General features: G+C 76.7%; 1 protein-coding gene (running past one end of the window). It reads left to right on the top strand.

All coding sequences use genetic code 11. The features are described 5' to 3' along the window. A protein-coding gene (locus ACIRST_RS17445; protein WP_402803026.1) for a type I polyketide synthase crosses the window boundary here: on the top strand, positions 1 to 15839 show its 3' portion. 12088 nt of this gene lie to the left of the window's left edge; 15839 of the gene's 27927 nt are visible here — the last part of the coding sequence; its start codon lies off the left edge, out of view; the stop codon is at positions 15837 to 15839. The last annotated feature ends 2 nt before the right edge of the window (positions 15840 to 15841 follow it).

The following is a 15841-nucleotide window of genomic DNA, read 5'->3' as shown; positions in this document are numbered from 1 at the left end:
ACCGCAACCTGCGGCAGCCCGTGCGCTTCGACCCGGCCGTGCGGGAGCTGCTGGCCCAGGGCCACGGCCTGTTCGTCGAGGTCAGCCCGCACACCGTGCTCACCATGGCGATCGAGGCCACCGCCGAGGACCGAGGCGACCGCGCCACCGCCGTCGGCACCCTGCGCCGCGACAAGGGCGGCACCGACCGCTTCCTCGCCTCACTCGCCGAGGCCTTCGTCCGCGGCGGGCGGGCCGACTGGTCCGCCCTCGTGGCCGGCGGGCGCCGCGTCCCGCTGCCCACCTACGCCTTCCAGCACGAGCACCTGTGGGCCGTCGCGCCGCGCCCCGGCGGGGCACCGGAGGACGGCGAGTTCTGGAGCGCCGTCGAGGAGGCCGACATCGAGGCGCTGGCCGCCCGGCTGCGCATCGACAGCGATGCGCTCGCGCCGGTGCTGCCCGCGCTGTCAGACTGGCACCGCCGCCGGCGGGAGCGCTCGACGCTCGACTCCTGGCGCTATCGGGCGACGTGGAAGCCGCTCACCGCCGCCTCCGCCCGCCTGGACGGCACCTGGCTGCTCGTCACCGCTGTGGACGGCGAGGGCGAGGACGTCGTCGAGGCCCTGACCGCGCACGGCGCCCGGGTCGAAACGCTCGTCCTGGACGACACCTGCACCGACCGGCAGCGGCTCGCCGGCCTCCTCGACTCCGCCTCCGGGGACCTGGCCGGGATCGTCTCCCTGCTCGCCACCGCCGGGCGGCCGAGCGAGCGCCACCCCGCCCTGCCCCAGGGCGTCGCGCTCACCCTCGCGCTGATCCAGGCCCTCGGCGACACCGGCCAGGACGCCCCGCTGTGGTGCCTCACCCGCGGCGCCGTCGCCGCCGGGCGCACCGACCGGGTCGCCAACCCGGTCCAGGCGCAGGTCCACGGCCTCGGCTGGACGGCCGCCCTGGAGCATCCGCAGCGCTTCGGCGGCGTCGTCGACCTGCCGGACGTGCTCGACCGGCGCGGCGGCGAGCGGCTGGCCGCCGTGCTGGCCGCCCGCGACGAGGACCAGGTGGCGATCCGCCCCTCCGGCGCCTTCGCCCGCCGCATCGTCCGTGCCGAGGCCGTCACCCGTGCCGAGAACCGGCCGCTGCGCGGCACCGTCCTGATCACCGGCGGCACCGGCACCCTGGCCCCGCACCTGGCCCGCCGGCTCGCCGCCGAGGGCGCCGAGCGGATCGTGCTCACCAGCCGCCGCGGCCCCGCCGCGCCCGGCGCCGCCGACCTCCTCGCCGAACTCGCCGCCGCGGGCTGCGAGGCCGCGATGCTGGCCTGCGACCTCACCGACCGCGACGCCGTCGAGCGGATGCTCGCCGACCTCGCGGCCGCCGGCCACGAGGTGCGGACCGTCGTGCACACCGCCGCCGTCATCGAGCTGCTGTCCGTCGAGGAGACCACCCCCGAGGCGTTCGCCAAGGTCCTGCACGCCAAGACCGCAGGCGCCCGCCACCTCGACGAGCTCCTGCCCGACGACCAGCTCGACGCCTTCGTGCTGTACTCCTCCACCGCCGGCCTGTGGGGCAGCGGCCGGCACGCGGCCTACGTCGCCGGCAACGCCTACCTCAACGCGCTCGCCGAGCACCGCCGCGCCCGCGGCGGCCGGGCGACCGCGATCTCCTGGGGCATCTGGGCCGACGACCTGAAGCTCGGCCGGGTCGACCCCGGCCAGATCCGCCGCAGCGGCCTGGTCTTCATGGACCCGTCGCTCGCCCTGGACGGGCTGCGCCAGGCCCTGGACGCCGACGAGCAGGTGCTCGCGATCGCCGACGTCGACTGGGAGCGCTACCACCCGGTCTTCACCTCCGGCCGCCCGACCGCGCTGTTCGAGGACGTCCCCGAGGTGCGCCGGCTCGCCGAGGCCGCCGAACGCCCTTCCGGGGACGGCGAGTTCGCGGCCCGGCTGCGCGCCCTGCCGGCCGCCGAGCAGGAGCGCCGGCTGCTGGACCTGGTCCGCGCCGAGGCGGCGACCACGCTCGGCCACGCCTCGCCCGAGGTCCTGTCCGAGCAGCGGGCCTTCCGCGACGTCGGCTTCGACTCGCTGACCGCCGTCGACCTGCGCAACCGGCTGACCGCCGCGACCGGTCTCACGCTGCCCAGCACCCTCGTGTTCGACCACCCGAACCCGCTCGCCCTGGTGCGCCACCTGCGCGAGAAGATCGCCGGCGCCGTCGGCGGCCCCGCCGCCACCATGGTGAGCGTCGCACCGGACGAGCCGATCGCGATCATCGGAATGAGCTGCCGTTACCCCGGCGGGATCGCCTCGCCCGAGGACCTGTGGCGGCTCGTCACCTCGGGCGGCGACGCCATCACCGAGTTCCCGGCGGACCGCGGCTGGGACACCGAGGGGCTGTACGACCCGGACCCGGACGCGCCCGGCCGCACGTACTCGGTGCGCGGCGGCTTCCTGCAGGGCGTCGCCGACTTCGACGCCGCGTTCTTCGGCATCTCCCCGCGCGAGGCCCTCGCCATGGATCCGCAGCAGCGCCTCCTCCTGGAGACGGCCTGGGAGGCGATGGAGCGCGCAGGCCTCGACCCGTCCGCCCTGCGCGGCAGCCTCACCGGCACCTTCATCGGCGCCAGCTACCAGGACTACAGCCCCGGCGACTCCGCCCAGGACGGCGCCGAGGGCCACCTCGTCACCGGCACCATCCCCAGCGTCCTGTCCGGCCGGCTCTCCTACACCTTCGGCTTCGAGGGCCCGGCCGTCACGCTCGACACCGCGTGCTCGTCCTCGCTCGTCGCCCTGCACCTGGCCTGCCAGTCGCTGCGCAACGGCGAGAGCTCCCTCGCCCTGGCCGGCGGCGTCAGCGTGATGGCCACGCCCAACGCGTTCGTCGGCTTCAGCCGCCAGCGCGCGATGGCCGTCGACGGCCGCTGCAAGGCCTACGCCGAGGCCGCCGACGGCATGAGCCTCGCCGAGGGCGTCGGCCTCGTCCTGGTCGAGCGCCTCTCCGACGCCCAGCGGCTCGGCCACCCGGTGCTCGCCGTCCTGCGCGGCTCCGCCGTCAACCAGGACGGCGCCTCCAACGGCCTCACCGCGCCCAACGGGCCCGCGCAGCAGCGCGTGATCCGCGCCGCGCTCGCCGGCGCCCGGCTCGCCCCGGGCGAGGTCGACGCCGTCGAGGGCCACGGCACCGGCACCAGGCTCGGCGACCCGATCGAGGCGCAGGCGCTGCTCGCGACCTACGGCCAGGACCGCGAACTGCCGCTGCTGCTCGGCTCGGTGAAGTCCAACCTCGGCCACACCCAGATGGCCTCCGGCGTGGCCGGCGTCATCAAGACCGTGCTCGCGCTGCGCAGCGGCGTGCTCCCGGCCAGCCTGCACATCGACCGGCCCTCCAGCCACGTCGACTGGACGGAGGGCGCCATCGAGCTCCTCGCCGAGGCACGCGACTGGCCCGAGACCGGGCGTCCTCGCCGGGCCGCCGTCTCCTCCTTCGGGCTCAGCGGCACCAACGCACACGTGATCCTCGAACAGGCGCCGACCGCCGTCGTGGCCGCTGCGCCGACGGACGGCGACACCGTGCCCTTCACGCTGTCCGCCCGTACCGACGAGGCCCTGCGCGCCCAGGCCGAGCGGCTGCTGACCGCGCTCGACGAGCGGCCCGAACTGCCTCTCGCCGACCTGGCGTTCTCCCTCGCCACCACCCGCACCGCGCTCGACCGGCGCGCCGCCGTCACCACCGGCGACCGCGCCGAGCTGCGGCGCGCCCTCGCCGCGCTGCGGGACGGGCTGCCGGACGCGGCCCTGGTCGCCGGTCGACCGGCCGCGGGTGGCCTGGCCTTCCTGTTCACCGGCCAGGGCAGCCAGTACCCGGCCATGGGCAGGGAGCTGTACGACCGGTACCCGGTGTACGCGGAGGCGCTCGACGCCGTCCTGGCCCGATTCGACCTCGCAGACGAACGGCCCGTCCGGGACGTCCTGTTCGCGGAGGAGGGTTCGGCTCAGGCGGCTCTGCTGGACGACACGGGGTATGCGCAGCCGGCGTTGTTCGCGCTGGAGGTGGCGCTGTTCCGGTTGGTGGAGTCGTGGGGTCTGCGCCCGGATGTCGTGGTCGGGCATTCGATCGGCGAGATCGCGGCGGCGCACGTGGCGGGGGTGTTCTCGCTGGAGGACGCGTGCACGCTGGTCGCGGCTCGGGCCCGGCTGATGTCCGAACTCCCCGGTGGGGGAGCGATGGTGTCCGTCGAGGCGCCGGAGGCGGAGGTGCTGCCGCTGCTGACGGACGGCGTCTCGATCGCCGCCGTCAACGGGCCCACGTCGGTGGTCCTCGCGGGCGACGAGAGCGAAGTCCTGCGCATCGCCGGGCAGTTCGAGGCCCAGGCGCGGCGCACCAAGCGACTGCGCGTGTCGCACGCCTTCCACTCGCCGCTCACGGAGCCGATGCTCGACGCCTACACCCGCGTCGCCGCCACGCTCACCTACCACGCCCCGGCGATCCCGCTGATCTCCACGGTCACCGGCGCGCCCGCCACCGCCGACGAACTCGCCGCGCCCGCGTACTGGGCCCGGCAGGTGCGCGCCACCGTCCGCTTCGCCGACGCCGTCCGCGCCCTCGCCGGCCACGGCGCCGCCGCCTTCCTCGAACTCGGCCCGGACGGCGTCCTCACCGCCGCCGCCCGCGACACCCTCGGCGACGGCGCACACCTCGCCGGCGTGCCCGCACTGCGGCGTGGCCGGCCCGGCGTCCCGACCCTGACGGCCGCGCTGGCCCGGCTGTTCGTTCAGGGCGTGAGCCCCGACTGGACGGCCGTCTTCGCCGGCACCGGTGGCCGCCGCGCCGACCTGCCCACGTACCCGTTCCAGCGGGAGCGTTACTGGCCGGAGGGGCGGTCCGCCCCGTCGGTGGGATCCGACCCCGTGGATGCCGAGTTCTGGGCCGCCGTCGACCGCGGCGACCTCGGCACGCTCGGCACCGGGCTCGACCTCGACCGGGACACCGTGGCCGCCCTGTCCACCTGGCGCCGCGCCCGGCGTGAACGCTCCACCGTCGACGCCTGGCGCTACCGCGCCGCCTGGGTGCCGCTCGACGCGAAGGGCGCTGTTGCGGCCCGGCCGTCCGGCCGCTGGCTGGTGCTCGCCTCGGACGACGCGAGCTGGGCGGACGGGCTCGTCGACGCGGTGACCCTCCGTGTCGTCGGCGACCGGGCCGCACTCGCTTCACAGCTCCGTGACGTGACCGCGGAAGAGCGTGAGTTCACCGGCGTCCTGTCCCTGCTCGCGCTCGGCGACGACCCGCTCGCGGCCACCGTCACCGCCGTCCAGGCCCTCGGCGACGCGAACATCACCGCCCCGCTGTGGTGCCTCACCCGCGGCGCTGTCGCCACCAGCCGCTCCGACCGGCCCGCCGACCCCCGGCAGGCCGCCGTCTGGGGCCTCGGCCGCTCCGCCGCCCTCGAACTGCCCACCCGCTGGGGCGGCCTGATCGACGTGCCGGAGCAGCTGGACGACACCGCGCTGCGCCGTCTGGCCGCCGCGCTCGCCCGCACCGACGGCGAGGACCAGCTCGCCGTCCGCGCCTCCGGCACCTTCGCCCGGCGCCTCGTGCGGCACCCGCTGGATCACCCGCTGGGCGAGCGCCCGGCCGCCAGGCCGTACACGCCCACCGGCACCGTCCTGATCACCGGCGGCACCGGCGGACTCGGCGGGCAGCTCGCCCGCCGCCTCGCCGCGCAGGGCGCCGCGCACCTGCTGCTGCTGAGTCGCCGCGGCGCGGACGCCCCCGGCGCGACCGAGCTCCGCCGGGAACTCACCGCGGCCGGAGCGACCGTCACCCTGGCCGCCTGCGACGTCGCGGACCGGGACGCCCTCGCGGCCGTCCTCGCCACGGTGCCCGCCGACCAGCCGCTCACCGCCGTGTTCCACACCGCCGGCGTCGTCGCCGACGGCACCCTCGACACCCTGACCGCCGAGCGGTTCGCCGAGGTGCTCCGCCCCAAGGCCGACGCCGCGCTCCACCTCGACGAGCTGACCCGCGACGCCGACCTCGCCGCCTTCGTCCTGTTCACCTCCACCGCCGGCACCATCGGCGCGGCCGGACAGGCCAACTACGCGGCCGCCAACGCCTTCCTCGACGCCCTCGCCGAACGGCGGCGCGCCGACGGCCGACCGGCCACCGCGATCGCCTGGGGCCCGTGGGCCGGCGACGGCATGGCCGGGGCCGACAGCGGCGTCGAGCAGCGGGTGCGCCGGGGTGGCTACACCCCGATGGTGCCGCAGCGCGCCCTGGCCGCCCTCGGGCACGCGCTCGACCACGACGACACCGCGCTCACCGTCGCCGACATCGACTGGCAGCGCTTCGCCGCCGTGTTCACCGCGCAGCGGCCCGTCCCGCTGATCGCCCAGCTGGTCGGACCGGCGGACCGGCCGATGGCGTCCGCCCCGGAGTCCGGACTGCGTCAGCGCCTGGCCGAGCTCTCCGAGCGGGCCCGGGAGCGGTTCGTCCTCGACTTCGTGCGCACCCGCGTCGCGGCCGTCCTGGGCCACGCGGGCGGCGAGCGCGTCGGCGCCGACCAGCCCTTCACCGACCTCGGCATGGACTCCCTCACCACCGTCGAACTGCGCAACGCCCTCACCGCCGTCACCGGCCTGACCCTGCCCGCCACCCTGGTCTACGACCACCCGACCCCGGCCGACCTGGCCGCCCACCTGCTCGCCGAACTCCTCGGTGCCCTGCCCGAACCCGACCGGGCCCCGGCCCTGCGGGACGTCGCGGACGACCCGATCGTGATCGTCGGCATGGCCTGCCGCTTCCCCGGTGGCATCGAGTCGCCGGAGGACCTCTGGCAGCTGCTCGGCGACGGCGCCGACGCCATCCGCCCGTTCCCCGCCGACCGCGGCTGGGACCTCGACACCCTCGGCCGCGGCGGCTCCGCCACCCTCCACGGCGGCTTCCTCGACGGCGTCGGCCGCTTCGACGCCCGCTTCTTCGGCATCTCGCCCCGCGAAGCCCTCGCCATGGACCCCCAGCAGCGCCTCCTCCTGGAGACTTCCTGGGAGGCCCTGGAACGCTCCGGCATAGCCCCCGACCGCCTGCGCGGCAGCGACACCGGCGTCTTCGTCGGCACCAACGGCCAGGACTACCTGACCGTGCTGCGCCGCGGCACCGCCGACGTCCGAGGCCACGCCGCCACCGGCAACACGGCGAGCGTCCTGTCCGGCCGCCTCTCCTACACCCTCGGCCTGGAGGGGCCCGCCGTCACCGTCGACACCGCCTGCTCCTCCGCCCTCGTCTCGCTCCACCTGGCCGCCCGCGCGCTGCGCGCCGGGGAGTGCTCGCTGGCCCTGGCCGGCGGCGCCTCGGTGATGTCCAGCCCGGACGCCTTCGTCGAGTTCACCGCGCAGGGCGGCCTCGCCGCCGACGGCCGCTGCAAGCCCTTCGCCGACGCCGCCGACGGCACCGCGTGGTCCGAGGGCGCGGGCGTGCTCGTCCTGGAGCGGCTCTCGGACGCCCGCCGGCTCGGGCACCCGGTGCTCGCGGTCGTGCGCGGCAGCGCCGTCAACCAGGACGGCGCCTCCAACGGGCTGACGGCCCCCAACGGCCGGGCCCAGCAGCGCGTGATCCGCGCGGCGCTGGCCGACGCGGGCCTGACCGCCGCCGAGGTCGACGCCGTCGAGGCGCACGGCACCGGCACCGCCCTCGGCGACCCGATCGAGGCGCACGCCCTGCTGGCCGCGTACGGGCGGGAGCGCGAACGGCCGCTGCTGCTCGGCTCGGTGAAGTCCAACCTCGGCCACACCCAGGCCGCCGCCGGCGCCGCCGGCGTGATCAAGACGGTGCTCGCGATGCGGCACGGGGAACTGCCGAAGTCGCTGCACGTCGACGCGCCCTCCCGGCACGTCGACTGGACGGCCGGCGCCGTCGAGCTCCTGACGGAGGCCCGCGACTGGCCGGAGACCGGCCGCCCGCGCCGGGCAGGCGTCTCCTCCTTCGGGCTGAGCGGCACCAACGCGCACGTCCTGCTGGAGCAGGCGCCTCCGGCCGTGGATCCGGCCGGTCCGGTGCTGCGCGCAGACGCGGCGCCGTGGGTGGTCTCCGCCCGGTCGGAGGCCGCGCTGGACGCATCCCTCGCGCGCCTGGCCGAGGCGGACGGGCCGTCCGCACTGGACGTCGCCCACTCGCTGGCCGTCGGCCGGGCCTCGCTCGGGCACCGGGCGGTGCTGCTGGACGGCGCCGAGGTCGCGCGCGGCGTCGCCGCCGAGCGCTCGACGGCGTTCCTGTTCTCCGGACAGGGCTCGCAACGACTCGGCATGGGACAGGAGTTGTACGACCGCTTCCCGGTGTTCGCCGAGGCCTTCGACGGCGTCTGCGCGCGACTGGACCAGTTGCTGGACCGACCGCTGCGGGACGTCGTGTGGGGCACGGACGAGGAACTGCTGAACCGGACGGAGTACGCCCAGGCGGGGTTGTTCGCCGTCGAGGTGGCGCTGTTCCGGCTCGTCGAATCGCTCGGCGTGCGGCCCGAGTTCGTGGCCGGGCACTCGATCGGCGAGGTGGCGGCGGCTCATCTGGCCGGAGTGTTCTCGCTGGAGGACGCGTGCACGCTGGTGGCCGCCCGTGGCCGGCTGATGCAGGCGCTGCCGGAGGGCGGCGCGATGCTCGCCGTGGAGGCGCCGGAGGACGAAGTCCTGCCGCAGCTGGGCGAGTCGGTGTCGATCGCGGCGGTGAACGGGCCCACGTCCGTGGTGGTTTCGGGCGACACCGAAGCCGTCGCGGCGATCGAGGCGCACTTCGCCGACCGCCGGACCACGCGCCTGCGGGTCTCCCACGCCTTCCACTCGCCGCTGATGGACCCGATGCTGGACGACTTCCGGGCCGTCCTCGACGGGCTCGCGTACCGGGCGCCGTCGGTCCCGCTGATCTCCAACCTGACCGGAACCCTGGCCGACGGTGTCGAGTCGCCCGACTACTGGGTGCGCCACGTCCGCGAGACCGTCCGATTCGCCGACGGCGTCCGGGCACTGGCGGACGCGGGCGCCACCGCCTTCCTGGAGCTGGGCCCCGACGGCGTCCTCGCCGCGCTTGCCCAGCGCTCCACCGGCGACCGCGACCTCGTCGCCGAACCGGCCTGCCGCCGCGACCGGCCCGAGGAGCAGACGCTCGTCACCGCCCTCGCCCGGCTGCACGTCGCCGGCGTGCCGGTCGACTGGACCGCACTGCTCGCCGGCACCGGCGCCGCGCGCGTCGACCTGCCCACCTACCCGTTCCAGCGCGAGCTGTACTGGCCCGAGCGCGCACCCGAGACCGTCGCCGCCGGCGACCCGGCGGACGCCGCGTTCTGGTCCGCCGTCGAGCGCGCCGACACCGCCGCCCTCGGCACGACCCTGGGCCTCGACGACGACACGTCGCTGACCGCGTTGCTCCCCGCCCTGTCCGCGTGGCGCCGCCGCCGGACCGAGCGGAGCGACGCCGACCGGCTGCGCTACCGCACTGTCTGGAAGCCGTACGCCGCCCCCACCGGCCCGGACACCCTGCCGGGCACCTGGCTCGCCCTCGTCCCGTCCGACCGGGACGACGACGCCTGGACGTCCGCAGTGCTCGCGGCCCTCGGCGCGAACGTCGTGCGCGTGGCGGTCGACGGGGACGACGTTGTGGACCCGGGCCCGCTCGCCGCGCCGGTCACCGGCGTGGTGTCCCTGCTCGCCGCCGCCGAGGGCCTGCCCACCGGGCTCGCCCGGCCGGACGTCCTGCTCGCCGCCCTGGGCGAGGCAGGCGTCGAGGCCCCGCTGTGGTGCCTCACCCGCGGTGCCGTCGCCGTCGGCGACACCGAGGCCCCGCAGGACGCCGCGCAGGCGGCCGTCTGGGGCATCGGCCGGGTGGCCGCCCTCGAACATCCGCAGCGCTGGGGCGGGTTGATCGACCTCCCGGAGGCACCCGACGCCCGCACGTCGGCCCGTCTGCGCGCCCTGCTGACGGCCGGGGACGGCGAGGACCAGCTGGCGCTGCGCCCCGCCGGAGCCTTCGCCCGCCGCCTCGTGCGCGCCACGACGGCCGACACCGCACGCCCGTGGACCCCGCGCGGAACGGTCCTGGTGGTCGGCGACGCGCAGGCCCACGCGGGCCCCACTGCCCGCTGGCTGGCCCGCGCGGGCGCCCGGCAGGTGGTGCTGCTCTCCGGCGTCGACGGCCGGGCCGTCGACCGCCTGCGCGCCGAGCTCGCCGAGCACGGCGCCGAGCTGACGCTCGTCACCGGCACGCCCGGCGACCCGGAGGCTGTCGCCTCCGTCCTCGGGCTCCCCGAGCTCTCCGCCGTCCTCTACGCGGGCCGGGCCGGCGAGCCCGCCGACCACCTCGCCGGGCTGCTCGCCGACGTCAGGGCGCTCGACGAGGCGATCGCGGACCGGGAGCTCGATGCCTACGTGCTGTTCGGGTCGATCACCGGCACCTGGGGCGTGAAGGGGCGGGCCGACGAGGCCGCCGCCAGTGCGCTCCTCGACGCCCTCGCCGAGGGCCGTCGTGCCACCGGGCGGGCCGGTACCGCCGTCTCGTGGGGGGCCTGGGCCAGTAGTACGCCCGACTCCCTGGCCGTGCACCTGCGGGCCAACGGGCTGCCGCCGATGTCGCCCGACCGCGCCCTGACGGCCCTCGCCGCCGCCCTCGACGGCCCCGCCGTCACGGTCGCCGACGTGGCGTGGGAGCGCTTCGCGCCCGCCTTCGCCGAGGCCCGGCCCAGCCGGCTCTTCGCCGACCTGCCCGAGGCCCGCGTGGCCGTCAGTGAGACCGCCGCGAGCGTCGGCGGCTCCGGCCGGGCCGACGCGCTGCGCGCCGGCCTGCGCGAGCGGTCGGCCACCGAGCGCACCGATGCCCTGCTGGCGATCGTCCGGGCCGAGTCGGCCGCCGTGCTCGGCCACGCCGACGCCGACGACGTGCCGTCCGGGCACCCGTTCAAGGACCTCGGCTTCGACTCGCTGACCGCCGTCGACCTGCGCAACCGGCTCGACACCGCGACCGGCCTGCGCCTGCCCGCGACCCTCGTGTTCGACTATCCGACCCCGGCGGCCCTCGCCGCCCACCTGCGCGGCGAACTCTTCGACGAGGCCCAGGAGGTGGAGCGTTCGGCTGCCGCGGCCGACACCGACGACCCGATCGTGATCGTCGGCATGGGCTGCCGCTACCCGGGTGGCGTCCGCTCGCCCGAGGACCTGTGGCGGCTCCTGCGGGAGGGCGCCGACGCGATCGGCCCGTTCCCGGCGGACCGCGGCTGGGACCTCGACCGGCTCGCCCACGGCGACCGCGACGGGCGCGGGCGCAGCGTCACCCAGCAGGGCGGGTTCCTGTACGACGCGGGCGAGTTCGACGCCGCCTTCTTCGGGGTCTCCCCGCGCGAGGCGATGGTGGTCGACCCGCAGCAGCGCCTGCTGCTGGAGACCGCGTGGGAAGCGCTGGAACGAGCCGGGATCGACCCGGCGGGCCTGCGCGGCGGCGACACCGGTGTGTTCGTCGGCGGCGGCAGCGGCGACTACCGGCCGGCCATCGGCCAGCTCGGTCACGTCGAGACCGCGCAGTCCGCGAGCCTGCTCTCCGGCCGACTCTCCTACACCCTCGGGCTGGAGGGGCCCTCGGTCAGCGTGGACACCGCCTGCTCGTCCTCCCTGGTGGCCCTGCACCTGGCCGCCCAGGCGCTGCGCTCCGGTGAGTGCTCGCTGGCCCTGGCGGGCGGTGTGACGGTGATGTCGAGCCCGGTCGGGTTCGTCGAGTTCGGCGAGATGGGGGCGCTGTCCCCGGGCGGCCGCTGCCGGACGTTCTCCGACGCCGCCGACGGCACCGCGTGGTCCGAGGGCGTCGGCGTCCTGGTCGTCGAGCGGCTGTCGGACGCCGAGCGCCGCGGCCACCGGGTGCTCGCCGTCCTGCGCGGCTCCGCGACCAACCAGGACGGCGCGTCGAACGGCATCACCGCGCCCAACGGCCCGTCCCAGCAGCGCGTCATCCGGCGCGCCCTGGCCAACGCGGGCCTGGCACCCGCGGAGGTCGACGCCGTCGAGGCGCACGGCACGGGCACGACGCTCGGTGACCCGATCGAGGCCCAAGCACTCCTCGCCACCTACGGCCAGGACCGTGAACGGCCCGTCCTCATCGGCGCGCTGAAGTCCAACCTGGGCCACACCCAGGCCGCCTCCGGCGTGGCCGGCGTGATCAAGATGGTCCTCGCCATGCGGCACGGCCTGCTGCCGCGCACCCTCCACCTCGACGCGCCCTCCCGGCACGTCGACTGGACGGCCGGCGCCGCCGAGCTCCTCACCGAGGAGACCGCCTGGCCGGCCACCGGCCGCCCCCGCCGGGCGGGCGTCTCCGCCTTCGGTGCGAGCGGCACCAACGCCCACGTGATCGTCGAGGCGCCGCCCGCGGCCGAGCCCGCCGAAGCACGTCCGGACGACCGGCCGCTGCCCGTCCCGCTCTCCGCCGCGACGCCGGGAGCGCTGCGCGAGCAGGCCGACCTGATGCTCGGCCGCCTTGCCGCGGACCCGGAGCTGACGGTCCGCGACCTCGGCCACTCGCTGGCCACCACCCGCACGCTGCTCGACCACCGCGCCGCCGTGCTCGCCGCCGACCGCGACGAGCTGGCACAAGGCCTGCGCGCCCTCGCCGACGGGCAGGCCGCGTCCAACCTGGTCCAGGGCGCGGCCCTGGGCGGGAAGACCGCCTTCCTCTTCCCCGGCCAGGGCTCGCAGCGCCCCGGCGCCGGGCGGGAGCTGTACGCGGCGTACCCCGTCTTCGCCGACGCGCTGGACGCCGTCCTGTCGGGCTTCGAGGGACGGCTGGCCGGGCCGCTGCGCCCGGTGCTGTTCGCGGAGGAGGGTTCGGCTCAGGCGGCTCTGCTGGACGACACGGGGTATGCGCAGCCGGCGTTGTTCGCGCTGGAGGTGGCGCTGTTCCGGTTGGTGGAGTCGTGGGGTCTGCGCCCGGATGTCGTGGTCGGGCATTCGATCGGCGAGATCGCGGCGGCGCACGTGGCGGGGGTGTTCTCGCTGGAGGACGCGTGCACGCTGGTCGCGGCTCGGGCCCGGCTGATGTCCGAACTCCCCGGTGGGGGAGCGATGGTGTCCGTCGAGGCGCCGGAGGCGGAGGTGCTGCCGCTGCTGACGGACGGCGTCTCGATCGCCGCCGTCAACGGCCCGCGCTCCGTCGTCATCTCCGGAGACGCGGACGCCGTCGAACGCATCGCCGCCGGATTCGCCGCCGACGGACGCAGGACTAGGCGTTTGCGGGTGAGCCATGCGTTTCACTCCGTACACATGGACGCCATGCTCGACGACTTCGAGCGGACCGCCCGGGGCATCGCCTACACCGCCCCGCGCATCCCGCTCGTGTCCAACCTGACCGGCGACGTGGTCACCGGTGACACCGGGGCGGCGTACTGGGTGCGCCACGTCCGGGAGGCCGTCCGCTTCGCCGACGGCGTCGCCGCCCTCACCGCCCGCGGTGTGCGCCGCCACCTCGAACTCGGCCCGGACGGTGTCCTGTCCGCCCTCGTCCAGGCCGACACCGGGGAGGACGCCGACCCGGCCCGCCCCGTGATCACCGCCACGGCGTTGCGCCACGGCCGCGACGAGCGCACGACCCTGCTCGCCGCCGTCGCCCGCCTGCACACCGACGGGCTCGCGCCGGACTGGTCGGCGGTCTTCGCCGGCACCGGCGCCCAGCGGGTCGACCTGCCCACCTACCCGTTCCAGCGGCAGCGCTACTGGCCCGAGCAGTCGTTCGCCTCGGCCGCGTCCCCGGACGGGGAGTTCTGGACGGCGCTGCGCACCGCGTCCTTCGACGCGCTCGCCGGCACCCTGGACGTCGACGGCGACGCCCTCGCCCAGGTGCTCCCGGCGCTGCGCGACTGGCACGACCGGCGCAAGGAGCAGACTGCCGTGGACGCCCGTCGCCGGCGGATCGTCTGGAAGCCGCTCGACCGGGCGCGCTCCGGCGCCCCGGCCGGCACGTGGCTCGCCGTCCTGCCGTCCGGACACGGCGACGCGGCCTGGACGGACGCCGTCCTCGCCGTGCTCGGCCCGGGCGCCGTCCGGTTGACCGTCGAGGCCGACGCCGACCGCGCCGGCCTCGCCAAGCAGCTCGCCGAACTCCCCTGCCCGGCCGAGGAGATCACCGGTGTGGTGTCCCTCCTGGCGCTCGACGAGTCGGCGGACGGCAGCGTCCCCGGCGGGCTCGTCCGCACCGCCGTCCTGGTGCAGGCCCTCGGCGACGCCCGGATCGGCGCACCCCTGTGGTGCGTCACCCGGGAAGCCGTCGCGGCCGCCCCCGGCGACCGCGTCACCGGCCTGCCCCAGGCAGCCGTCTGGGGCCTCGGCCGAGTGGCGGCGCTCGAACACCCGCAGCGCTGGGGCGGCCTGATCGACCTGCCCGCCACCATCGACCGGCGCGCGGGCACCCTCCTGGCCGCCGTCCTCGCCGACCCGGACGGGGAGGACCAACTGGCCGTCCGGCCCACCGGCGTCCTCGTCCGCCGCCTGGCCGCCACACCGGGCGGGTCCGCGAGCGACCCGACGAGCTGGGACCCGACCGGCACCGTCCTGATCACCGGCGGCACCGGGGCACTCGGCGGTGAGGTCGCCCGCAACCTCGCCGCCGCCGGGGCCCGGCACCTCGTGCTGCTGAGTCGCCGCGGCCCGGACGCCCCCGGCGCGACCGAGCTCCGCCGGGAACTCACCGCGGCCGGAGCGACCGTCACCCTCGCGGCCTGCGACGCGGCCGACCGGGAGGCGCTGGCCGCCGTCCTGGCCGCCGTGCCCGCCGAGCACCCGCTGACGGCCGTCGTCCACGCCGCCGGCGTGCTCGACGACGGCGTCATCGACGGCCTCACCCCCGACCGGTTCGAGGACGTCTACCGCGCCAAAGCCAGCTCGGCCCTCCTGCTCGACGAGCTGACCAGGGACCACGACCTCGCCGTGTTCGCCCTGTTCTCCTCCGCCTCCGCAGCCGTCGGCAACCCCGGCCAGGGCAACTACGCGGCCGCCAACGCCGTCCTCGACGCCCTCGCCGAACGCCGCCGCGCCGACGGACTCGCCGCCACGTCCCTCTCGTGGGGCGCCTGGGCCGGCGGCGGCATGGCCGCCGACGCCCGGGCCGGCGAGGCCGCCCGCCGCACCGGCATCCGGCCGCTCGACCCGGCCGTCGCGGTCGCCGCGCTGCGCCGCGCCGTCCTCGACACCGCGCCGACGACGCTGGTCGCCGACGTCGACCCGGACCGCTTCGTCCGGGCCTTCACCGCCGTCCGCCCGAGCCGACTGCTCGCCGAGCTCCCCGGCTACGCCGACCCGCAGGGTCCGGGTGGGGACAACGCCAACGGCCGCGAGCTGCGGGCCGAACTGGCCGCGCTCAGTCCGGCCCGTCGCTCCGCCGCCCTCCTCGGGCTGGTGCGCGGCCGCGCGGCCGAGGTGCTGGGACTGCCCGGCACCGAGGCCGTCGGCCCCGAGAAGGCCTTCCGTGACCTCGGGTTCGACTCGCTCGGCGCGATCGAGCTGCGCAACCGGCTCGGCGCCGCCACCGGCCTCGACCTGTCCCCGACGCTCGTCTTCGACCACCCGAGCCCGACCGAGCTCGCCGAGCACCTGCTCGGCCTGCTGTTCGAGGGCGACGGCGGGGCCGGAACGGACGGCTCGGACCCCGAGCGCGCCCGCCTGCGGGCGCTCGTCGAGTCCGTCCCGCTGGACCGCCTGCGGCGCAGCGGCGTGCTGGACGCGCTGCTGAGGCTCGCCGACGGTTCGCCCGCCCAGGAATCCGACGACACCGACGCGATCGACGCGATGGACCTGGACGACCTGGTGCAGGCCGCCCTGCGCAACGACCCCGACCACGCCCAGGACTGACG

It is taken from the genome of Kitasatospora sp. NPDC101447 (genome assembly GCF_044767225.1).
In the GTDB taxonomy this organism is placed as follows: domain Bacteria; phylum Actinomycetota; class Actinomycetes; order Streptomycetales; family Streptomycetaceae; genus Kitasatospora.
This window is presented reverse-complemented; position numbering and strand designations above follow the sequence as displayed.